Source organism: Sphingobium naphthae (assembly GCF_043589935.1).
In the GTDB taxonomy this organism is placed as follows: domain Bacteria; phylum Pseudomonadota; class Alphaproteobacteria; order Sphingomonadales; family Sphingomonadaceae; genus Sphingobium; species Sphingobium naphthae_A.
In genome coordinates this window covers 56,796-78,737 of sequence record NZ_CP171454.1, presented here as the reverse complement: position 1 = coordinate 78,737, position 21,942 = coordinate 56,796, and the positions used below count along the sequence as shown (strand labels likewise).

Genomic DNA, 21,942 nt, shown 5'->3' with positions numbered 1-21,942 from the left:
CCCGCCAAGCCCTATTGCCGGGCGGGGCCTGTCATGCGGGCTAAACCGGCCCGCAACGGTGTGGAGCATCATCTGGCCCCTGATATGCAACAGGGTGCCGGATTGCGCCCTGTTCCAGAATCGAAAAACGGCCCCTTGGGGGGCCGTTTCTTCTTTAGCAGACTTACTTGCGCAGGCCTAGCTTGGCGATGAGGTCGGTATAGCGGCCCTCATCCTTCTTCTTGAGATAGTCCAGCAGCGAACGACGCTTGTTGACCAGCATCAGCAGGCCGCGACGGCTGTGATTATCCTTGTGATGACCCTTGAAATGCTCGGTCAGGTTGGCGATGCGCTCCGAGAGGATCGCAACCTGGACTTCGGGCGAACCGGTGTCGCCTTCAGCGCGGGCATGTTCCTTGATCAGCGCTTCCTTGCGCTCTGCAGTGATCGACATCGGGCTTCCTTTCGTATCTAGAGATTGAAGCCGCGCACCACCCGGATGTCCGGGCCACTGGACTCCACCAGCGCGATGGGCGTGTCGCCCAGCATGGCCAGCAGGAGACCGGTGTGCGGTTTCCCCATGAGCATCTTCCCCTGACGGAGAGCCAATGCTTCATCGGGACTGACGGGAAGGGCCGGGATGTCGTCCAGCCCCGCCGTCAACGGCAGCATATACTGCGCGATGCCGTGCCCCGTAGCAGCATCGTTCAATTTGTCCAGCGAAATCGCGGATTCCAGCGTGAAAGGCCCGGCCTTCACGCGGCGGAGCATGGTGACATGCCCCACCGTGCCAAGCGCCAGCGCAATGTCGCGCGCGAGGGAGCGAATATAGGTGCCCTTCGACACATGGGCGGCTAGCGTCAACTCGTGCACGGGAGCAAGAGGGTCATGCGGCATATCCTCAGGGTAGGCCTGCAAGCGATGGATCGTGACGCTCCTCGTCTTCATCTCGACCGCCGCTCCCTTTCGGGCGAGATCATAGGCGCGCTGGCCGTCGATCAGGATGGCGCTGTAGGCGGGCGGCGCTTGCTCGATCGGTCCGGTAAAGCGCGGCAGCGCCGCCTCCACCAGCGCCCAGGTCGGGCGATGGTCGCTGGTCGCGATCGGCTTGCCCTCCAGGTCGAGCGTGTCGGTCTGGACACCGAAAGCGACAGTGAAGTCGTAAACCTTGTCACTGTCGAGCATGCGCCCCGCGAGCTTGGTGGCTTCGCCGATCGCGATCGGCAGCACGCCAGTCGCCAGCGGATCGAGCGTGCCGCCATGACCGACCTTCACCTTGCCCGCGCCGCTCTGGCGCAGGACGCGCTTGACGGCGCTGACCGCCTGGGTGGAGCCCAGGCCATGCGGTTTGTCGAGAATGATCCAGCCATGCATGGCCGCGCCTGTAGAAGCCCGCGGGGCCGCTGTCAGCCCCGCATCTGCTCGACGAAATGGCGGCGGCATAACGCGACATAGCGATCATTGCCGCCAATCTCGGTCTGCTGCCCCTGCCGGATCGCCCTGCCCTGCGCGTCCACGCGCAGGTTCATCGTGGCCTTGCGGCCGCAGTCGCAGACGGTCTTTATCTCCGTCAGCGTATCGGCCAGGCCCAAGAGGTTCGCGCTGCCCTCGAACAATTCGCCCTGGAAATCGGTGCGCAGGCCATAGCAGAGGACCGGAACGCCCAGCGCGTCGGCAACGGCGGCGAGTTGCCAGACCTGGTTGCGCGTCAGAAACTGCGCTTCGTCGACCAGCACGCAGGACAGCGGTGCATCGGCATGGCGCTGGGCAACGGCCGCGAACAGATCGGTTTCCGCTTCGAACAGATGCGCCTGCGCTTCCAGCCCGATGCGCGAAGCGATGCGACCCCGGCCGTAGCGCGTGTCCACGGCGGCGGTCCAGAGCATCGTGTCCATGCCGCGTTCACGATAGTTGAAGTCCGACTGCAGCAGGGTGGTCGATTTCCCCGCATTCATCGAGCTATAGTAGAAATAGAGCTTCGCCATCCGCGCTGGATTAGCGGATCGTGGGCGCGACGCCAGCCAGGAAACGGACCAGCGCATCGGCCAGCGCGATGCGCTGGTCGGAAAAACTATGGTCGGTCGGCCATATCATCAGCCGCGCGTCGGGATTGGCGCCCTGCGCGTCCGCCGCCGCCTTGCGCGCCATCGCGCCGATCCCGCGCTCCGCCCCGATCATGATGAGGGGGCGACGACCATAGCCTGCGAGGCGGCGCCCAAGATCGAACTTGGCAACGTCCGCCTTGATCTCGCCGGTCAGGCTGTCATAGGTGGCGCCGGCCAGCGGCGGCAAATCGCTCGCCACCTCCGCCTGCCACGCCGCTTCGCCTTCGGGCGTCGCCAGCGAGGCGACGGTCTGCGCCGGATCCCAAGGATCGATCAGGAAGAGACCCGCGACGCGCGGTTCGGCCGCGGCGGCATCGGCGGCCATGAAGCCGCCCATGCTGTGACCGGCAACGACGAGCGCGCTGGTGTCGATGCGGTAGCGCGCGATGGTCGCGGGCTGCTGAAGGAATTGCAGCGCGGTGAAGGCGTCTTCGGACGCGTTGCCGAAGGAAAAGGCGCCCGGACTCCCCCAGGAGCCGCGATAATGAAGCGTCAGGACATTCCAGCCGGCGCGCCGCGCCGCCTGCGCGAGATCCAGATTCTGCTCATTGCCGGGAAAGCCATGGAGCAGCAGCAGCGTGGGATGGAGCCCGGCGCCCGCGGCCGTGTACATGACCGCGTTCATGGCCCCGTCGCCCGACGGGATGACGAAGGCGCTCATGCCGGCGGGATGGGCGGCATCGGGCTTCGGGTCGGCGATGACCGCAGGATGCGGACCCGTGTCCCTGGCTTGCGCGGGAGCAACGAGCGCGCAGCAAATCATCGCGAACGACAGCCAATGACCCTGCATCTTCAATTCCCCTTTTCTACGGCAATATCATGACGGCCACAGACGGAGAATCCCCGATTTTTTTTCGACCGGTCGATCGAATGTCAGGCACCCGTCCACATCACCACCCATGCACATGCCCAATGCCAGGTCGATCCGGTCGCGCACGTCCTTGGGGATGACGACCGACCTGGCCCAGAGCGCAATCCAGGCGTTCATGTCGATCAGATGCCGCGTCTCAGCAGGAATCAGGTCAATCTTCGCCCTCGTCCGGTGCCAGGTCGCGAGCGACCTTGGGATCACGGAGCAGCTTGTCGATATGGCTGCCTTCGTCGAAGCTTTCGTCCGCCAGGAATTTGAGTTTCGCCGCATATTTGAGGCGGATGCGGTGCGCGACTTCGCGCTGCAGATAAGCGGTATTGGTGCGCAGTGCCTTGAGCACCGCCTCCTCATCCTGGCCCAGCAGCGACTTCACGAATACGGTGGCGTGACGCAGGTCGGGCGACATGCGCACTTCAGTGACGCTCACGACATGCGCGGCCAGCACATCGTCATGCACGTCGCCGCGCTGGAGGATGTCCGCCAGGACATGACGCACCTGCTCGCCCACGCGAAGCAGACGGACAGACGGGCCTTCGGAAGACGGATTGGGATGTGCCATGCACGAAAACTCCCCCCTCCCCCCCGAAGGGGAGGGGTTATTGGCTGTTACAGCGTCCGCTGACGTTCCTCGACCTCAAACAGTTCGAGCGTATCGCCCGGCTTGATGTCGTTGGTATCCTGCAGAACCGCACCGCACTCCATGCCGGCGCGGACTTCGGACACATCGTCCTTGAAGCGACGCAGCGAGGCGATGTTGGTGCGCGACACGATGACATCGTCGCGGGTGAGGCGCGCGGCCAGACCCTTGCGGATGATGCCTTCGAGGACGAGCAGACCGGCCGCCTTGTCCTTCTTGCCCGCCGGGAACACCTGAAGCACCTCGGCGCGGCCGACGACCGTTTCGATGCGCTCGGGCGCCAGCTGGCCCGCCATTTCGCCGCGCACTTCCTCAAGAAGGTCGTAGATCACGTCATAATAGCGCAGCGAGATCTTCTCGCGTTCGGCAAGCTGACGCGCCTTGGCGTTGGGCCGGACGTTGAAGCCGATCAGCGGCGCACGGCTGGCGGCTGCCAGCGTGACGTCGCTTTCGGTGATCGCGCCGACGCCCGAATGCAGGATGCGCACCTTGATCTCGTCGGTCGAGATCTTGTTGAGCGACGACACGATCGCTTCGACCGAACCCTGCACGTCGCCCTTCACCACCACCGGATATTCGATGACCTTGGTGTTGAGCGCCGAGAACATATGTTCAAAGCTGGTCGGCGCGGCGGTCGTGCGCTTCTTGGTCGCCTGTTCCTGACGATAGGCGGCGACTTCGCGCGCACGGGCTTCATTTTCCACGACGGTGAGCTGATCGCCCGCCATGGGAACGCCCGACAGGCCCAGCACCTCAACCGGGGTCGAAGGCCCTGCCTGCTTCACCTGCTGGCCCTTGTCATTGATCATCGCGCGGACCTTGCCGCTTTCGGCGCCGATGACGAAGGTATCGCCGACCTTGAGCGTGCCGCGACGGACCAGAACGGTCGCCACCGCGCCACGGCCCTTGTCGAGCTGCGCCTCGATCACATTGCCTTCGGCAGCGCGATCGGGATTGGCGGTGAGTTCGAGCAGTTCGGACTGGAGCAGGATCTTGTCGATCAGCGCATCGAGCCCCTGCCTCTTGAGCGCGGACACTTCGACGTCCTGGGTTTCGCCGCCCATATCCTCGACGATCACCTCATGCTCCAGCAGACGCTCGCGCACCTTCTGCGGATTGGCGTCGGGCTTGTCGCACTTGTTGATCGCGACGATCATCGGCACGCCCGCGGCCTTGGTATGGTTGATGGCCTCGATCGTCTGCGGCATCAGCCCGTCGTCGGCCGCCACCACCAGGATGACGATGTCGGTGACGTTCGCGCCACGCGCACGCATTTCCGAAAAGGCTTCGTGGCCCGGCGTGTCGAGGAAGGTGATGAGATCGCCCCCCTTCGTCTTGATCTGATAGGCGCCGATATGCTGCGTGATGCCGCCGCTTTCGCCGGACACGACATTGGTGCCGCGCAGCGCGTCGAGCAGCGAGGTCTTGCCATGATCGACATGGCCCATGATCGTGACGACGGGCGCACGCGGCTGCAGCGTTTCGGGCGCATCCGCCTCACCCTGCATGCCGATTTCGACGTCGGCGTCCGACACGCGCTGGATGCGGTGGCCGAATTCCTCGACCAGCAGCTCGGCCGTATCCTGATCGATCGGCTGGTTGAGCGTGACGGCGGTGCCCATCTTGAACAGGGCCTTGACCAGGTCCGCGCCCTTTTCGGCCATGCGGTTGGCCAGTTCCTGCACCGTGATGCTTTCCGGCACGATGACGTCCCGCGACTGCTTCTCGCGCGGCTGGCCGCCGCCCGAATAATGCGCGCGACGCTCCTTTTCCCGCGCGCGCTTGAGCGCGGCGAGGCTGCGAGCGCGCGCGCTGTCGTCGTCGGCCAAGGCGCGCGTCACGGTCAGCTTGCCGGACTGGCGGCGATTGTCGTCGCCGCGCTTGGCGCGCTCGGGCTTGGCGGGCTCGGGACGCTTGGCCGGCGTAACCGGGGTGAAGCGGCGGGGCGGCGGCATGGTCGAGGCCGGCGCAGCGGGCGCGGCGGGCGTCGCTTCAGGCGCAGGCTCGGCGGCAGGCGCAGCAGCGGCCTCGGGCGCAGCCGCTTCGGGCTGCGGCGCAGGCTCGGCCGCTTCCTCCACTTCGCGCGCGGCTTCCGCTTCGGCGGCCTGGCGATTTTCCTCGGCGCGGCGCTTTTCTTCCTCGCTCGCGGCCTGACGCTCGGCATCCTCGCGACGGCGCGCTTCTTCCAGCGCGGTCATGCGGGCTTCCTCAGCCTCACGCAGCAGCTTCTCCTGAAGCTCCTTGCGCGAGAGCATCGAATTCTGCGCGACCGGACGCGGCGGGGGCGGCGGCGCGGGGCGTTGCGCCGCAGGCGCTGCGGGGCGCGGAGCGGGCGTCGGATCAGCCTGGGGCGCAGCCGCAGGGGCAGCACCGGTCGTCTCACCGGGCTTGCCCAGGACGCGGCGCCGCTTCACCTCAACCACGACCGTATTCTTGCGGCCATGGCTGAACTGCTGCTGCACCTGGCCGGATTCGACGGTCCGCTTGATGCCCAGCGGCTTGCGGCCCAGAACCGGCTTGTCTTCCTTGCTGTCACTCATATTTTCGAACTTAACCCTTCACTTCCGCTCCGGCCGGATAGGCCCGCCGGCGCCTTCAATCCTGATGCCCAATCCCGATGCTTAGCCGACGCCCGGCGCGTCGGCAGAGGCAGGCTCCCCATGCGCGGGCGCTTCGGTAGCGCAACCCAGATAGCTTTCCAAGCGGCCGATAGCGCCGCGCAGACGCGCCGCCGCACGCGAGTCGGTAATCGCGATGTGGACGACATTGTCGCGCCCCATTGCCATAGATAGTGCATTGCGGTCCACAGGCAAGGTGATGCCCGCAAGATCCGTGCCTTCCGCTTCCTGCCCGACGCGCAGCGCCTGATCCAGTTTGCGGTTGCCGTCCGCGGCCGCGTCGGACGCATGCAGCAGCAGCTTCACGTCGCCCTTGCGACAGGCGACGTCGATTTTTTCCGAGCCGGTCAGCAGCATGGAGGCGCGCGCCTCCAGCCCCAGCCGATCCAGCAACGCCTTGCGCAGCCCATCCTCGATCATGGCGGGCAGCGCGTCGGGGACATGCAGATCGCCGGCCTTGAAGGCCCGCGCCAGCGAGCCCTTGAGCTTGCCCTTGGCGATCGCGGCTTCGAGCGCGACGCGATCAACGCCGATCCAGGCGCCGCGCCCCGGCGCCTTGGCCCGGATGTCCGGCAGCACCTGCCCTTCCGGCCCCACGGCAAGGCGGATCAGCAGGTCGGGATCGGCGCGGTCGCCGGTCAATATGCATTTGCGTTCGGTCATGAATGCGCCCTCCGGTGCGAAAGGCGGGAAATCAGGGTGGCCGATGGCGCAGAATCATCCCGCACATGAGCGGGCGACATTTCTCCGACCGGCCTGCGGCCAGCCCCCGCCCCCGCCCTCGCCGGGGAAGAAGGAAGGAATCGCGATGTGTAGCCGTTCAGCCCCTCATCGGGGAGTGTCCGCAGCATGGGCGTCCTCCCTGGATGGCGTGGGGGCGCGGTCGGCGAGCAGCTGCCCGCCGGCCGCATAATTTTCGGTCGAAACTTCGGAAATGACGATCTGGACGGCAGCCGCCGGCTTCCCCAGCCGCTCCACGAGCGACTGGGTGACGTCGGCAACGATCGCGGCTTTCTGCTCGCGAGTGGCGCTGCCGGCCAGGCGGATGTCGACGAACGGCATGAAGTCTCAGGCTTCCTCTTCGAACCAATGCGCGCGAGCGGCCATGATGATCTCATTGCCCTGCTCTTCATTGAGGCCATAGGCCGACAGGATGCCGCCCTTGTCCTCGCTGGTTTCCGACTTGCGGCGACGCTGGTCCACGCGCTTCTTGGCGATCAGCTCGTCGGTCGCGAGATCGGCGAGATCATCCAGCGTCTTGATGCCGGCCTTGCCCAGCGTGACGAGCATCGCTTCGGTCAGATGCGGCATGTCGGCCAGCGCATCCTCGACGCCCAGCGCCTGGCGCTCTTCGCGCGCGGCGGCTTCGCGGCGATCCAGCGCTTCCTGCGCGCGGCTCTGCAGCTCTGCGGCCAGATCCTCGTCGAAGCCCTCGATCGAGGCCAGTTCCTCGACGCTGACATAGGCGACTTCTTCCAGCTCGCCGAAGCCTTCGGCGACCAGCAGCTGCGACAGCGTTTCGTCCACGTCCAGTTCGTTCTGGAACATTTCGGAGCGGGCGACGAATTCCTTCTGGCGCTTCTCGCTGGCGTCGGCCTCGGTCATGATGTCGATCGCCTTGCCGGTCAGTTGGCTGGCGAGGCGGACATTCTGGCCGCGACGGCCGATGGCGAGCGACAGCTGATCGTCGGGCACGACGACCTCGATGCGCTCCTCTTCCTCGTCGATGACCACGCGAGCCACCTGGGCGGGCTGCAGCGCGTTGACGACGAAGGTCGCGGTATCTTCGGACCAGGGGATGATGTCGATCTTTTCGCCCTGCATTTCCTGCACGACGGCCTGGACGCGGCTGCCCTTCATGCCGACGCAGGCGCCGACCGGATCGATGCTGCTGTCGCGGCTGATGACGCCGATCTTCGCGCGCGAACCGGGATCGCGGGCGGCCGCCATGATGGTGATGACGCCATCATAGATTTCGGGGACTTCCTGCGCGAACAGCTTCTTCATGAATTCGGGATGCGCGCGGCTGAGGAAAATCTGCGGCCCGCGATTTTCGCGGCGCACGTTCAGCACGACCGAGCGAATGCGGTCGCCGACGCGCACGACTTCGCGCGGGATTTGCTGGTCGCGGCGGATCACGCCCTCGGCGCGGCCGAGATTGACGACGACATGGCCGAATTCGACCGACTTGACGACGCCGGTGATGATCTCACCCACGCGGTCCTTATATTCCTCATATTGGCGCTCGCGCTCGGCGTCGCGGACCTTCTGGAAGATCACCTGCTTGGCCGACTGGGCATCGATGCGGCCCAGGTCGATGGCGGGCAGCGGATCGACGATGAAGTCGCCGATCACGGCGTCCTTCTTGAGCTTCTGCCCCTGCTTGAGGTCGACCTGCTTGAAATAATCCTCGACCGTCTCGACCACTTCGACCACGCGCCACAGGCGCAGGTCGCCACTGTCGGGATCGAGCTTGGCGCGAATGTCGTTTTCAGCGCCGTAGCGGGCGCGCGCCGCGCGCTGGATCGCGTCTTCCATCGCCTCGATGACGATGGCCTTGTCGATCATCTTTTCGCTCGCCACCGAATTGGCGATCGCGATCAGCTCGGCCTTGTTGGCGGAAATGGCGTTGGCCATGACTTTATGAACCCTTATTCTTCGGTTTCAAACTCGTCCGCCCCATCGGAGGAGAGCGGCATACTAGCAGCAATCAATGCGTCGGTCAGCAGCAGCTTGGCCTCGGCCACCAGCGCGAAGGGGATGCGCACCGCGCCGGACTTGGCATCGGTGAACAGGATCTCGTCGCCTTCCACGCCATCCAGCACGCCGCGGAAGCTCTTGCGCCCGGCAACGACCTCGGTGGCGGCGATCTTCGCTTCGTGCCCGGCCCATTCCTGGAAGTCATGCAGGCGCGTGAGGGGGCGGTCGATACCCGGGGAGCTCACTTCCAGGCGATAGGCTTCCGCGATCGGATCAGCCTCGTCCAGCACGTCCGACAGGCGGCGCGAGATGGTGGCGCAATCCTCGATGACGAGTTGCTTGGTCGCCGGGTTTTCGGCCATTATCTGGAGCGTATGTTCGTCGCCCGATCCAAACAGCTTGATGCGCACGAGGTCAAAGCCCAGGGCCTTCACCTCGGGTTCGATCAGCGCGGTCAGTTCGGCGATGTCCGCCATGCGGTCTCCAGACAAGAATATGCGCGCTTCCGCGTCGCCGCGAGCATCCGCCCGCGACCCCGACATGTTTGACGATGTAAGGAAGCATTGCTGATATAGGCGGCGCATCGAATATCTGCAACAAATTTCCTCACCGCTCATTTCCGTTCAGGCTGCGCTTGTCGAAGCCCTCCACATTCTTTCTAAGACAGATATGACCCGTCGACAGGTTCGGGGCGAACGGAGACCGAGAATATGCGTCATTCCATGATGTTCAGCCTTCCCCTGGCGCTGATCGCCTGTTCGGGCGAAGGCGCCAACAGCCAGACCGCCGCATCCGCCGAAAAGCCGTTCAAGACGTCGGTGATCGCCGATTTCGAATCGCCCTGGGCCATGACGTTCCTGCCCGACGGCCGCGCGCTGGTGACGGAAAAGGCGGGCGACATGATCCTGTTCGATCCGAAGAACGGCACCAAGATCCCGGTCGGTGACATCCCGCAATCCGACAGCGCCGGCCAGGGCGCGCTGATGGACGTGGTGCTTTCGCCCACATTCGGCGATGACAAGATGGTCTATTTCAGCTTTTCCGAAGCGCGCGACGGCGTGAAGGGCGTCGCGCTGGCCAAGGGGCGCTTCAATCAGGCGAGCGACGGCACGACCAAGCTGGACGATGTCGCGGTGATCTTCCGCGCCAGCCCCTATGTCGATGGCAATGGCCATTATTCCGGCCGCATCGCCTTCTCGCCCGATGGCAAATATCTGTTCTTCACCAATGGCGAACGGCAGAAGATGGACCCGGCACAGGACCCCAAGTCCACGCTGGGCAAGGTGCTGCGCCTGAACCTGGACGGCACGCCTGCATCGGGCAATCCGCTCGCGGCCAAGGGCTTCAACCCCGCCATCTGGTCCTATGGCCATCGCAACCTGCTGGGCATCGCCTTCGACGCGGACGGCCGGCTGTGGGAACAAGAAATGGGGCCCAAGGGCGGGGACGAGGTCAACCTCATCAAGCCGGGCCTCAACTATGGCTGGCCCAAGGTTTCGAACGGCAGCCATTATGACGGCCGCGACATTCCCGATCACGCCGCGGGCGACGGCTATGAAGCGCCCAAAGTGTCGTGGAACCCGGTCATTTCGCCCGGCGGCCTGATCTATTATTCGGGCGACCTGTTCCCGCAATGGAAGGGATCGCTGTTCATCGGCGGCTTGTCGAGCCAGAGCCTGGTCCGCGTCAAGCTGGACGGCGACAACGCATCCAAGGCCGACCAGTGGGACATGGGCGCCCGCATCCGCGAAGTCGAACAAGGGCCGGACGGCGCGCTCTGGTTGCTGGAGGATGGCGGCAAGTCGCAGGGCCGACTGCTGAAGCTGACGCCGGCGGCCTGACTGCGCGTCGCTCGGCTGGAGCGACGGCGAGCACCATGGCTCGACTTCGCTCCGGCAGGCACGGCCTGGAGGCAGATCATCCCGACTTTCTCCGGGATGATGCCCTTAATCAGACCAGCCGGCTCTGCTTGACCGCCGCTTCGATGAAGCTGGCGAAGAGCGGATGGGGATCGAAAGGCTTGGATTTCAGTTCCGGGTGGAACTGGACGCCCACGAACCAGGGATGGTCGGGTCGCTCCACGATTTCAGGCAGGGTGCCGTCGGGCGACATGCCCGAAAAGATGAGGCCGCCCTTCTCCAGCGCTTCGCGATAGCCGGCATTGACTTCATAGCGATGGCGGTGCCGTTCGCTGATCTCGTTGGTGCCGTAGATGCCCGCGACGACGCTGTTGCCGGTAAGCTTGGCGGGATAGGCGCCAAGGCGCATCGTGCCGCCCAGATCGGTTTCGGCGGTGCGCTTCTGCAGCCCCTCGGCGCTCATCCATTCGGTGATGAGACCCACGACCGGCTCCGACGTCTCGCCAAATTCGGTGGTCGACGCATCGGGAATGCCGGCAGTGTTGCGCGCGCCTTCGATGCAGGCCATCTGCATGCCGAGGCAAATACCGAAAAAGGGCACGTTTCGTTCGCGCGCAAAGCGGACCGAAGCGATCTTCCCTTCCGAACCGCGCACGCCAAAGCCGCCGGGAACGAGAATGCCGTGCATCGGCTCAAGGCTGGCGGCGAGATCGTCACCCTTCTCGAACAGTTCCGCGTCGATCCACTTGACGTTGACCTTCACCCGGTTGGCGAGGCCGCCATGGTTGAGCGCTTCATAGAGCGACTTATACGCGTCGAGCAGGCCGACATATTTGCCGACCACGCCGATCGTCACTTCCCCTTCAGGGTTGAGCTGGCGATCCATGATGTCCACCCAGCGATCGAGCTGGGGCGCGGGCGCGTCGCTGATGCCGAAGGCGCGCAGCACTTCGCGGTCCAGCCCTTCGGCATGATATTGTTCGGGAACGGCGTAGATGCTCTTGGCGTCGCGCGCGGGAATGACGGCTTCGGGCCGGACATTGCAGAACAGCGCGATCTTCTGCCGCTCGCTTTCGGGCAGCGGATGCTCGCAGCGGCACAGCAGGATGTCGGGCTGGATGCCGAGCGAGGTCAAATCGCGCACGCTGCGCTGGGTCGGCTTGGTCTTCAACTCGCCGGCAGCCGCGATATAGGGCACCAGCGTCACATGGACGAAGATCGACTGGCCGCGATCCAGATCATTATGCAGCTGGCGAATCGCTTCCATGAAGGGCAGCGATTCGATGTCGCCGACCGTGCCGCCGATTTCGCACAGGACGAAATCCAGATCATCGGTATCCGCAGTCGCGAACGCCTTGATCTCGTCAGTGACGTGCGGGATCACCTGCACCGTCGCGCCCAGATAGTCGCCGCGCCGTTCGCGCTGGATGATCGTCTGATAGACGCGGCCCTGCGTCACATTGTCCGACTGGCGCGCCGACACGCCGGTGAATCGCTCATAATGGCCAAGGTCGAGATCGGTTTCCGCCCCGTCGTCGGTCACATAGACTTCGCCATGCTGATAGGGGCTCATCGTGCCCGGATCGACGTTGAGATAGGGGTCGAATTTCCGGATTCGCACACGGAAACCTCGCGCCTGCAGCAGCGCTGCGAGCGAAGCGGCCATCAGGCCCTTGCCAAGCGAGGAGACCACGCCGCCGGTGATGAAAATATACCGCGTCATGGGAGGAGAGGCTTAGCCTTTCGGAACAACAAAGGGCAAGCGCGCGAATCCACGCGCGCTTAAAAAAAAAGATCGAAGGATCGGCGGAGAGCTTAGTTGGCGAGCGGAACCGCGCCATTGGACACCGGCGCCGAAGCGGCGTTGGCGGCGGGCGCGGCCAGCGGATCGGTTGTCGCTGGCGCGCTCTGCGTCGCAGGGGCCTGCTTCACCAGCGACGTGTCAATGTCGCTGGGCGCGTGCCGGACGGACGCGATCACCGCCATGACGATCGACAGCAGCACGAAGATGCTGGCGAGAATGGTGGTCGAACGGGTCAGGAAATCCGCCGCGCCGCGCGCCGACATGAAGCCAGCCGGACTGCCGCCCACGCCCAGACCGCCGCCTTCCGACTTCTGCATCAGGATGACGGTGACCAGCAGGGCGGCGACGATCGCCTGCACGACGAGGAGGAAAGTGAACATGCGACAAGTGTCCGGGACAAGAAATATGTTGGCGGGCACATAGCGACGAAGGACGGCGGGGGCAACCTGTGTGGAGCCCCCGCCTGTTCCGTTCGTCCCTCGGTCAGGCGGCGGCCTGCATCCGCTGGTCGGCCGCCTCGATGATCGGCGCGAACTTGGCCGCCGACAGGCTGGCGCCGCCGACAAGTCCACCATCGACATCGGCCAGCGCCATCAGGTCGGCGGCATTGTCGCCGTTCATCGACCCGCCATAGAGGATGCGCATCCGGTCGGCCTCCGCGCCGATGCGGCTGGCCAGCGCCTTGCGCAGCGCGGCATGCATGGTCGCGACCGCTTCCATGCTGGGGATGCGGCCCGTGCCGATCGCCCAGATGGGTTCATAGGCGACCGCCAGCCAGTCCGCCGCCGCGCCTTCGGGCAGCGAAGCGAGCAACTGGTCCGCGACGACCTGTTCTGCGCGACCGGCGTCGCGCACCGCGATCGTTTCCCCCACGCACAGGATGACGTTGATCCCCGCCTTGTGCGCGGCGACGGACTTGGCCGCAATATCGGCATTGGTTTCGCCGCGCGCCTCGCGCCGTTCGCTATGGCCGGTGATGACCCAGGTGGCGCCGGCTTCCGCCAGCATCTCGGCCGAGAGCGATCCGGTATAGGCGCCGCTGATATCCATATGGCAGTTCTGCGCGCCGATGAAGGCGGCGCCGCGCCGTTCAGACCCCGCCATGATGAGCGTGGCGGGCAGGCACAGCCCGACTTCGACCGCAGGATGCGCCGCCGCGACCCGGCCGATCGCCTCCACCTCATCCAGATGCGCGCGCATCCCGTTCATCTTCCAGTTGCCGACAACCAGCTTTCGCCTGTTCATCCGCGAAATTCCCCTGTCATTATTGCTGCACGTAGCGCCTGCGCGCGTCGTCGCCGCATCATCATGCGGCGCCTCCAAGACACATGCGGGCGCCAAGCAAATGCGATGGACGGGCATCGCGCATTTGTCCAGTCCAAGCCTTGCCGCCGCGCCGTTAGGCCCTTAAAGCGGGCCGCCATACCGCCTGTAGCTCGGACATATTCATGCTCTCTGTCTTTCGCCGCGTCATCCATTCCAAGTTCGGCGCGATCTTCGCGATCCTGTTTCTGGGCGTGATCGCCGCCGCCTTCATCCTGGGCGATGTGACCAGCGGCCAGTTCGGCGGCGCCAGCCTGTCGGGCGGCGGCACTGCGGCCAAGGCGAAGGGATATAAGCTGACGGTCGCCGAACTGCAGGATCGGGTGCAGCGTGTGTTCGAAAATGCGCGGCGTTCCAGCCCCGAGCTGCAGATCGGCGACTTCTTCGCCCAGGGCGGCGGCGCCCAGGTGTTCGACCAGCTGGTGCAATCGCTGACGCTGCGGGCCTTTGCCGATGATCAGGGCATGCATATCTCCAAGCGGCTGATCGACGCGCAGATCGCGCAGATCCCGGCCTTCCAGGATGCGGCCGGCAATTTCAGCAATGACAGTTTCCGCGCCCTGCTGGCGCGCGAACGGTTGAGCGAGCAGGCGCTGCGCGATGATATTCGCCGCGAAATCCTGCAGCGCCAGCTGCTCGCGCCGATCGGCCTGGGCGCGCGCCCGTCGGAAAATCTGGTCCTGCCCTATGCCTCGCTGCTGCTGGAAGCGCGGCAGGGCAATGTCGCGGCCATTCCTGCCGTCGCTTTCCTGGACGACAAGGATCCGACCGACGCGCAACTGACCGACTTCTACAAGAAGAACAGCGCGCGCTTCACCATCCCCGAGCAGCGCCGCATCCGCTTCGCCGTGGTCGACGCCACGCGCTTTGCACAGGCGGCCGCGCCCAGCGATGCTGACATCAGCACCTATTACAACCAGAACAAGGCCGCCTATGCCGCCAGTCAGACTCGCAGCGTCGAGCAGCTGGTGCTGCCGACCGAAGCGGGCGCCAAGGCGATCGCCGCGCAGGTGAAGGGCGGCAAGTCGCTGCCGCAGGCGGCGCAAGCGGCGGGCCTTTCCGTCTCCACCCTGGAAGGGCAGAGCCGCGCGCAGCTCACCAGCGCGACCAGCAAGGCTGTGGCCGATGCCGTCTTCGCCGCCCAACAGGGTGCGCTGGTGGGTCCGGTGCGCGGGCCGCTCGGCTTTCTGCTGCTGCGCGTGACGGCGATGCAGGACAAGCCCGCCCGTCCGTTGAGCGCGGTGCGCGAGGACATCGTCAAGACGCTGCGCGCGCAAAAGGAAAAGCAGCTGCTCAACGACTTCACCGCCAAGCTGGAGGACCAGATCGCCGATGGCGGCACGTTCGAGGAAGTGGCGAAGGACAATGGCCTGACGCTGGAGACCACGCCGCCGCTGCTGGCGACCGGCAAGCAGGTCAAGGACATGGCCTATGTCGCGCCCGCCGACATCCAGCCGCTGGTGGCGCCCGCCTTTGCGATGAGCGCGGACGATGACGCGCAGCTGGTGCCGATCACGCCCGTCCAGCGCTATGCGCTGATCGCCCCCGGCCAGATCATTGCCGCTGCCCCTCCGCCGCTGGCCGAGGTCAAGCCGCTGGTCCAGGCGCAGTATAAGCTCAACGCCGGCAACCAGAAGGCGAAGGCGCTGGCCGAGCAGATCCAGGCCAAGGTCGCCAAGGGCACGAAACTGGCCGACGCCATCGCGCAGGCCGGTGTCAAGCTGCCGGCGCCACAGACGCTGGGTGGTCGCCGCGCCGACATCATGCGCGCCGAGCAGCGTCCGCCGGCCGAAGTCTCGATCCTCTTTTCCATGGCAGAAAACAGCGTCAAGACGCTGCCGATCAGCGAAGGGCGAGGCTATTTCGTGGTCCAGCTGACCAAGATCGAGCGAGGCGATGCCAAGGGTAACCCTCAATTGCTGGCGCAGGTGCGCGACCAGATGGGCGATGTGATCGGCCAGGAATATGGCGAGCAGTTCGAACGCGCGGTCGAAAAGGAGCTGGGCGTCACCCGCAACCCCAAGGCGGTGGAGCAGGTGCGCAGCGCCCTCACCGCGAATAACAGCGGCGGCCAATAAGCATGGCGGCTGGGGGGAGCGACGGGATCGCAACTGCGCGCGCGGCGCTGGCGCGCGGCGAATCGGCGTTGATCTGGCGGCGTCAGATCGCCGACACCGACACGCCCATTTCCGCCGCCCTCAAATTGTTTGAATCCGATCGCGGCGATTATCTGCTGGAGTCGGTCGAGGGGGGCGCGGTGCGCGGTCGCTACAGCCTGATCGGCCTCGCCCCCGATCTTGTCTTCCGCGCCGACGGGCAGCGGGCCGAAATCAACCGCCATTGGGCGAGTGATCGCAGCGCCTTCGTTCCCGCGCAGGCAGGCGCGCTCGCTGCGCTGCGGGCGCTGGTCGCCGAATGCCGGGCGGAGATGGACCCGGCGCTGCCCCCGGCGCTCGCCTGCCTGGTCGGCTATTTCGGCTATGAGACGGTCGGCCTGGTGGAAAAACTGCCCCGCCCTGCGCCCAACGCCATCGGCCTGCCCGACATGCTGTTCGTGCGCCCGACCGTGATCCTGGTGTTCGATCGCCTGGCCGACGCCCTCTACATCGTCGCGCCGGTGTGGAAGGGCAGCTTCACCGATGCCGATCAGGCGGTCGACGCTGCGCTGGAGCGGATCGACGCGACGGCGGCGCGACTGGCGGCGCCGCTGCCAGCCCTTCCCGCGCCGACCGACATCGCCGATGTCTCCGTGACGCCGGTGCTGGAACCCGGCCGCTATGCGCAGATGGTGGAGGCGGCGAAGGACTATATCGTCGCCGGCGACATCTTCCAGGTCGTGCTGGCGCAGCGCTTCACCAGCCCCTTCACGCTGCCGCCGATCGCGCTCTATCGCGCGCTGCGGCGGATCAACCCGTCGCCCTTCCTCTATTATCTCGACCTGCCCGGCTTCGCGCTGATCGGGTCGAGCCCCGAGATCTTGGTGCGCGCGCGTGACGGCGAAGTCACGATCCGCCCGATCGCCGGCACGCGCCCGCGCGGCAAGAGCGCGGTCGAGGACGCGGCCAATCGCGAAAGCCTGCTGGCCGACCCCAAGGAGCGGGCCGAACATCTGATGCTGCTGGACCTGGGCCGCAACGATGTCGGCCGCGTCGCTTCCGCTGGGTCGGTCACGGTGACGGAAAGCTATACCGTCGAATTCTACAGCCATGTCATGCACATCGTGTCGAACGTCGTCGGCCGGCTGGCCGATGACAAGGACGCGATCGACGCGCTGTTCGCCGGCTTCCCCGCCGGCACCGTGTCGGGCGCGCCCAAGGTGCGGGCGTGCGAGATCATCGCTGAGCTGGAGCCCGAAACGCGGGGCGCCTATGCCGGGGGCGTGGGCTATTTCGGGCCGGACGGCAATATGGACAGCTGCATCGTCCTGCGCACGGCGGTGCTCAAGGACGGCATCATGCATGTGCAGGCGGGCGCGGGGATCGTCGCCGATTCCAACGCCGACTATGAACAGCGCGAGTGTGAGGCCAAGAGCGGCGCGCTGCTGGCCGCGGCGCGCGAGGCCGTGGCGATCGCGCGCGAGGCGGGCTTCGGCCAATAAGCGCTGCTCAACGGCACGCGCGGCCGCCCATCGCGCCGCGCTCGGCCTGGTCGAGATGGAAATGATCGCGGTGCGCCGCATTATAGTCGGGTGACAGGACGGTCGAGAAGAGATTACAGGCGCCGTCCCGGACTTCGCGCAGAAAACCGGCGTCCTTTCCCTCCCCCTTCCAGTCCTGGAGCACGCTGACCGATCGCCCGTCCTTCAGCACGAAGGCGGCAATGTCGATGGCGTCGGCGGTGGCATGTTCGCTGAAGTCGCCCTTGCTGCGGCCATATATGCGGCGACAGCTATAGCTGCCGAAATGGCGGATGGTGCGAACCGGCTGACCGTAGATGCGCTGGGCCGCGGGTTGCACCACCTGCCATTCCCACAGCTTGAGCGCGGCGACCACCGGGCAGGACGGCGCCACCGCAGACGGAGCGAGCGCGATCGCGCCCTCTTCCGCCCGGAGCCGCACCGCGTCGGCATAGGCGCACTGATCCGCGCCGCCCGGATCCATCGCGACATAATCGACGCCGGCGCGGTCGAGCAGCGCCTTGCAGGTTGCGGTGTCGCCGGTGAGCGCCGCCAGCTTGCGCCCGGTAAACAGACCGATGGGCTGCGCCAGATCGAGATCGGTCCAGGGCAGGTCCTGCGGCCGCTGTCGCAGCCAGGCATAGGTCAGCAGCAACAGGATGATGAAGCCGCCGATCAGCAGAAGGCGGCGAAGCGTCAGATGAAGCGTGCGCATGGGCTAAGCACGCTGGACGCGCTTCATTGGTTCCGCGGTGACCGGATAGCCCAGATGATCGGGGATGCACAAATGCGCTTCGCCATCGCGATCCTCCTGCCAGGGCCGGATCTTCTCCACCGGAAAGCAAGACGCATGCGCAACCATGTCGGCATGGCGGCGATGGCCGGCCAATCGTTCGAGATTGCGGCGCGTGGGATAGATGATCCGCCCTTCGCCCGCATCACACAGCGCCAGCACATCGCTTGCGCTGCGCCAGAACAGCCGGACATTCTCCCGGCTGTCCACGCTCGCCACTTGCCCTTCGGGCGCGCGCGCCAGATAGAATCGCGTGTCGAAAATCCGGGTTGCGCGATCGAACGGCGCGGGATGCCAGCGCGCGAAGGGCGTGAGCGCATCGAGCATCAGGGTCAGGCCATGGCGATCGAGCAGATCGCCCAATGTTTCTCCATCGTGCAAACCGTCGCGCAACCGCAGCACCGCCGCCGCATCGATCCGGCCCGCCAGCCCGATGGCGATGCCGGCTTCCTCGATGGTTTCGCGAATGGCCGCGATGCGCGCGGCTGCTTCTTCCAGGGGCAAGTCGCCGCCATGACGCGCGGCAAGCGCCAGGTCGGCCGGGTCCACCGCGCCGCCGGGAAACACCAGCGCCCCCGCGGCGAAGGCCATGGTGGAGGCGCGCTCGACCATCAGCAATTCGGCCGCCCCCTCCGGGCGATCGCGTATGATCACCACCGTCGCCGCCGGCCGGCCCGCATCGTTCATGTCTGTCATGAAACCGCTCTAGGCGCTTGGCGCATCGGCGGTAAAGTCCTTCGGATCCAACCCGGTGGAGGGTTGGTGGAGCCTAGGGGGATCGAACCCCTGACCTCGTCATTGCGAACGACGCGCTCTCCCAGCTGAGCTAAGGCCCCTGAAGGAGCGCTGCCTATAAGCGAGCGCCTTGAGCCATGCAACGGTCTTTTTGCGCAAAAATTCCCTGCGCTTCGCTTTGCGGAAGGGCGCACCAACTCGGATCGCGTTGAGCCGCGCCAGACGCAGGACATTACTCCCCCGTAACGCCCGGAACGATGGCTCCGCCCACTCATTGACAGAGCGACGACGCCGTTCCGCGTCGCCAGACAGACAAGGAGAAGGACAATGGGTTACCAAGGCGGACGCCGCTATGGTGATGATCGTTATTCAACCGGCTGGGATCGTGGCGATCGCTATCGTGGTCAGCGCGATTATCGCGGCGATGATCGCGGCTCTCGTTATGGCACGCGCGGGCAGTTTGGTGGCCCCGATTATCGCCGCAGCCCGGACGACTATGATCCCGAAGACCGTGGCTTCTTCGATCGCGCAGGCGACGAGATCCGCAGCTGGTTTGGCGATGAGGAAGCCGAGCGACGGCGCGAATATGATGAATATTATAATCGCCCCTATGGCGATCCGCGCGACCAGTCGAGCCGCATGGGCTATGCCTCGGCTTCGCGCAGCGACTATCTTCCCGGTCGCGGCTATGCTCCCTATACGAACGAGCGCAGCGGCTTCGGCAGCGAAGACCATGGCTATCGCACTCGTTCCTATGGCCCGCGTCATGACCAGGGCGCGCATTATGACAGCAATTATCATGCATGGCGCCAGCAGCGGATCGACGAGCTGGATCGCGACTATGCCGAATATCAGCGCGAAAATCGCGACCGCTTCAACAATGAGTTCGGCACCTGGCGCACGCGCCGCGGCGAACAGCGCCAGGCGATCACGCAGGTCAGGGAGCATATGGAAGTCGTCGGCAGCGATGGCGAACATGTGGGCAAGGTCGACAAGTGCCGCGGCGACCGCATCATCCTGACCAAGAATGACGAGGATGCCGGCGGCGTCCATCATTCGATCCCGTCGAGCTGGATCAAGTCGGTCGATGCGACCAAGGTGACGCTGGAAAAGACTGCCGAACAGGCGCAGGACGCCTGGCGGACTGAACGCGAGCAGAGCGCCCTGTTCGGTGATCGGCCCGAAGGCCGCGACGGCGGCTGGAGCAGCGAAGGCTTCGCCAGCAGCGGCAACACGCAGCAGGGTCGCTATCGCTAAATAGAGCTCAAGAATGACAAATAGGCTCGGCGTTGCCGCCGAGCCTATTTTCATATTGCGCGCATCGCTTCCGATGCCGCACTTCGTCGGGAGGGCCGGCAGCGTTTCGAATGACGCGGCGGTCCCGAATGCCTGTCCGCCACGTCCGTTCGGAACCGGCGGTTTACCGGCAGCAGCTTAAAGGATGGTCTGGCCGGTCTTGGCCCAATCGGCGGCGAAGCCTTCCAGCCCTTTGTCGGTCAGCACATGCTTGGAGAGCATCTTGATGACGGCCGGCGGCGCGGTGATGACGTCGGCGCCGATCTTCGCGCATTCCAGCACATGGATCGGATGACGCAGCGACGCGGCCAGGATTTCGGTGTCGAACTGGTAATTATCGTAGATGAGGCGAATGTCCTCGATCAGCTTGAGGCCATCGAAGCCATTATCGTCATGGCGGCCGACGAAGGGCGAAATGAAGCTGGCGCCGGCCTTGGCCGCGAGCAGCGCCTGGTTGGCCGAGAAGCAGAGCGTCACATTGACGAGCGTGCCGTCATCGGTCAGCGCCTTGCAGGTCTTGAGCCCGTCAATCGTCAGCGGCACCTTGATGCAGACATTGTCGGCGATCTTCCGAAGCACCTCGGCTTCCTTCATCATCGTCTCATGATCGAGCGCGACGACTTCGGCGGAGACGGGGCCATCGACGATGCCGCAGATTTCCTCCACCACTTCCATGAACTTGCGGCCCGATTTGTGGATCAGGGTCGGGTTGGTGGTGACGCCGTCCAGCAGGCCGGTGGCGGCCAATTCGCGGATGTCGGCGGTGTCGGCGGTGTCGACGAAGAATTTCATGGGGGTGCTCCGGCAATGTGGCGATTCGGCCCCCTTTAGCCGCTGGAGGCGGGATTCGCCATCGGTTGCCCCCGCTGCGCAGGCTGGGTAAGGCGGCCGCACCTTTCCAAAGGATCAATGATGCGTTTCCTCATATTGCTGGCCGCCATGACGCTGCCGATGATCGCCGCCCCCGTTTATGCTGCGGAGGATACGCAATTGTGGGTGTCGGAAGCCCTGACCTTCAAGGCCGACGACAATGACAGCGTCACGCTCGATTTCAGCCAGCGCGCCCGGTCCGACGGCGACAGCGGCGGCGAGCAGTCGCTCAATCGCATCACCTGGGATCACAGGATCGCGGACGGCGTGCAGATCGGCGGCGGCTTCGCCTATCTCAAGAGCGAGGTCGATCAGGAACTGCGTTTTCACCAGCAGCTGACCGCCAGCCATGGCATATTGCAGAGCCGCACGCGGCTGGAACAGCGTTTCTTCGACAATATGGACGAGCCGATCTGGCGGCTGCGCGAGCGCATCCAGGCGACGGTGCCGCTGGACGCCGACAAAAAATGGGCGCTGGTAGGGGCGACCGAACTCTTCTTCCATCTCAACCGCGCCAAGGCGAGCGACAGGACCGGCCTGGCGGTGATGCGGCTGCAAGGCGGCATCCGCCGCTCGCTCGGCAAATCGGTCGATGTGCAGCTTCTCTACATGCGCCAGCAGACATTTCGCGACAACGAACCCGACACATATAACAATGTGCCCTGGCTTTCGCTCAACTGGCGGATCTGACCAAGCGACGATTTGCGTGCGCCGCGCCAGCGGCTAAGGACAGGCC

General features: G+C 65.2%; 22 protein-coding genes and 1 tRNA gene. 5 read left to right on the top strand and 18 right to left on the bottom strand.

The genetic code is table 11. The features are described from left to right. Positions 1–163: 163 nt before the first annotated feature. From rpsO to rimP, 11 genes are all read right to left on the bottom strand, one after another. Positions 164–433, bottom strand: a complete 270-nt coding sequence (gene rpsO / locus ACGGKE_RS00395) for a 30S ribosomal protein S15 (RefSeq protein WP_228165686.1) — start codon at positions 431–433, stop codon at positions 164–166. Positions 434–450: 17 nt separating this feature from the next. After that, positions 451–1,353: a tRNA pseudouridine(55) synthase TruB gene (gene truB, locus ACGGKE_RS00390; protein ID WP_394439174.1), complete on the bottom strand. Its 903-nt coding sequence runs from the start codon at positions 1,351–1,353 to the stop codon at positions 451–453. 32 nt (positions 1,354–1,385) lie between these two features. Then, entirely contained in the window at positions 1,386–1,964 is a 579-nt protein-coding gene (locus ACGGKE_RS00385; protein ID WP_394439173.1) for a thymidine kinase, read from the bottom strand. Between the two features lie 10 nt (positions 1,965–1,974). Then, positions 1,975–2,847: an alpha/beta hydrolase family protein gene (locus ACGGKE_RS00380; protein ID WP_394442078.1), complete on the bottom strand. Its 873-nt coding sequence runs from the start codon at positions 2,845–2,847 to the stop codon at positions 1,975–1,977. A gap of 54 nt (positions 2,848–2,901) precedes the next feature. Beyond that, on the bottom strand, positions 2,902–3,072 hold the full coding sequence (locus ACGGKE_RS00375) for a hypothetical protein (RefSeq protein WP_394439172.1): 171 nt from the start codon (positions 3,070–3,072) through the stop codon (positions 2,902–2,904). Positions 3,073–3,106: 34 nt separating this feature from the next. After that, on the bottom strand, positions 3,107–3,514 hold the full coding sequence (gene rbfA, locus ACGGKE_RS00370) for a 30S ribosome-binding factor RbfA (protein WP_394439170.1): 408 nt from the start codon (positions 3,512–3,514) through the stop codon (positions 3,107–3,109). A gap of 47 nt (positions 3,515–3,561) precedes the next feature. Beyond that, on the bottom strand, positions 3,562–6,132 hold the full coding sequence (infB, locus tag ACGGKE_RS00365) for a translation initiation factor IF-2 (protein WP_394439169.1): 2,571 nt from the start codon (positions 6,130–6,132) through the stop codon (positions 3,562–3,564). Between the two features lie 81 nt (positions 6,133–6,213). Further along, positions 6,214–6,873, bottom strand: coding sequence for a DUF448 domain-containing protein (locus ACGGKE_RS00360; protein WP_394439168.1), 660 nt, complete (start codon positions 6,871–6,873; stop codon positions 6,214–6,216). A 165-nt stretch (positions 6,874–7,038) separates the two neighbouring features. Next, on the bottom strand, positions 7,039–7,272 hold the full coding sequence (locus tag ACGGKE_RS00355) for a 4-oxalocrotonate tautomerase family protein (protein ID WP_394439167.1): 234 nt from the start codon (positions 7,270–7,272) through the stop codon (positions 7,039–7,041). A gap of 6 nt (positions 7,273–7,278) precedes the next feature. Further along, positions 7,279–8,847: a transcription termination factor NusA gene (gene nusA, locus ACGGKE_RS00350; protein WP_228165678.1), complete on the bottom strand. Its 1,569-nt coding sequence runs from the start codon at positions 8,845–8,847 to the stop codon at positions 7,279–7,281. A 14-nt stretch (positions 8,848–8,861) separates the two neighbouring features. After that, a complete protein-coding gene (gene rimP / locus ACGGKE_RS00345; protein WP_394439166.1) occupies positions 8,862–9,386 on the bottom strand; it encodes a ribosome maturation protein RimP in 525 nt (174 codons plus the stop codon). A 234-nt stretch (positions 9,387–9,620) separates the two neighbouring features. On the opposite strand from rimP, the gene ACGGKE_RS00340 reads away from it, so the two are divergent. After that, on the top strand, positions 9,621–10,751 hold the full coding sequence (locus ACGGKE_RS00340; RefSeq protein ID WP_394439165.1) for a PQQ-dependent sugar dehydrogenase: 1,131 nt from the start codon (positions 9,621–9,623) through the stop codon (positions 10,749–10,751). 109 nt (positions 10,752–10,860) lie between these two features. Here ACGGKE_RS00340 and ACGGKE_RS00335 read toward each other — a convergent pair whose 3' ends face one another. The 3 genes from ACGGKE_RS00335 to tpiA all read right to left on the bottom strand — a co-directional run bounded on the left by ACGGKE_RS00335 (position 10,861) and on the right by tpiA (position 13,818). Next, the gene (locus ACGGKE_RS00335; RefSeq protein WP_394439164.1) at positions 10,861–12,492 is read right to left on the bottom strand and encodes a CTP synthase; all 1,632 of its coding nucleotides are present in this window, start codon (positions 12,490–12,492) and stop codon (positions 10,861–10,863) included. A 92-nt stretch (positions 12,493–12,584) separates the two neighbouring features. Next, a complete protein-coding gene (gene secG / locus ACGGKE_RS00330) occupies positions 12,585–12,953 on the bottom strand; it encodes a preprotein translocase subunit SecG (RefSeq protein ID WP_394439162.1) in 369 nt (122 codons plus the stop codon). A 103-nt stretch (positions 12,954–13,056) separates the two neighbouring features. After that, entirely contained in the window at positions 13,057–13,818 is a 762-nt protein-coding gene (gene tpiA, locus ACGGKE_RS00325; RefSeq protein ID WP_394439160.1) for a triose-phosphate isomerase, read from the bottom strand. Between the two features lie 203 nt (positions 13,819–14,021). Between tpiA and ACGGKE_RS00320 the strand changes: the two genes are divergently transcribed. Together ACGGKE_RS00320 and trpE are read left to right on the top strand one after the other, a co-directional pair. Then, positions 14,022–15,974 (top strand): peptidyl-prolyl cis-trans isomerase, encoded by a 1,953-nt coding sequence (locus ACGGKE_RS00320; RefSeq protein ID WP_394439158.1) that lies wholly within the window; start codon positions 14,022–14,024, stop codon positions 15,972–15,974. A 2-nt stretch (positions 15,975–15,976) separates the two neighbouring features. Further along, entirely contained in the window at positions 15,977–17,494 is a 1,518-nt protein-coding gene (trpE, locus tag ACGGKE_RS00315) for an anthranilate synthase component I (protein WP_394439156.1), read from the top strand. Between the two features lie 7 nt (positions 17,495–17,501). Here the strand turns inward: trpE and ACGGKE_RS00310 are convergent, their stop codons facing one another. From ACGGKE_RS00310 to ACGGKE_RS00300, 3 genes are all read right to left on the bottom strand, one after another. After that, a complete protein-coding gene (locus tag ACGGKE_RS00310; protein ID WP_394439154.1) occupies positions 17,502–18,227 on the bottom strand; it encodes an extensin family protein in 726 nt (241 codons plus the stop codon). Positions 18,228–18,230: 3 nt separating this feature from the next. Continuing rightward, positions 18,231–19,001, bottom strand: coding sequence for an NUDIX domain-containing protein (locus ACGGKE_RS00305; protein ID WP_394439152.1), 771 nt, complete (start codon positions 18,999–19,001; stop codon positions 18,231–18,233). A gap of 64 nt (positions 19,002–19,065) precedes the next feature. Further along, a tRNA-Ala gene (locus ACGGKE_RS00300) sits at positions 19,066–19,141 on the bottom strand. 226 nt (positions 19,142–19,367) lie between these two features. Between ACGGKE_RS00300 and ACGGKE_RS00295 the strand changes: the two genes are divergently transcribed. Further along, positions 19,368–20,297 (top strand): DUF2171 domain-containing protein, encoded by a 930-nt coding sequence (locus tag ACGGKE_RS00295; RefSeq protein WP_394439150.1) that lies wholly within the window; start codon positions 19,368–19,370, stop codon positions 20,295–20,297. Positions 20,298–20,474: 177 nt separating this feature from the next. Here ACGGKE_RS00295 and fsa read toward each other — a convergent pair whose 3' ends face one another. Further along, a complete protein-coding gene (fsa, locus tag ACGGKE_RS00290; protein WP_394439148.1) occupies positions 20,475–21,128 on the bottom strand; it encodes a fructose-6-phosphate aldolase in 654 nt (217 codons plus the stop codon). A 117-nt stretch (positions 21,129–21,245) separates the two neighbouring features. On the opposite strand from fsa, the gene ACGGKE_RS00285 reads away from it, so the two are divergent. Beyond that, positions 21,246–21,896 (top strand): DUF2490 domain-containing protein, encoded by a 651-nt coding sequence (locus ACGGKE_RS00285; protein WP_394439146.1) that lies wholly within the window; start codon positions 21,246–21,248, stop codon positions 21,894–21,896. Positions 21,897–21,942: the final 46 nt, after the last annotated feature.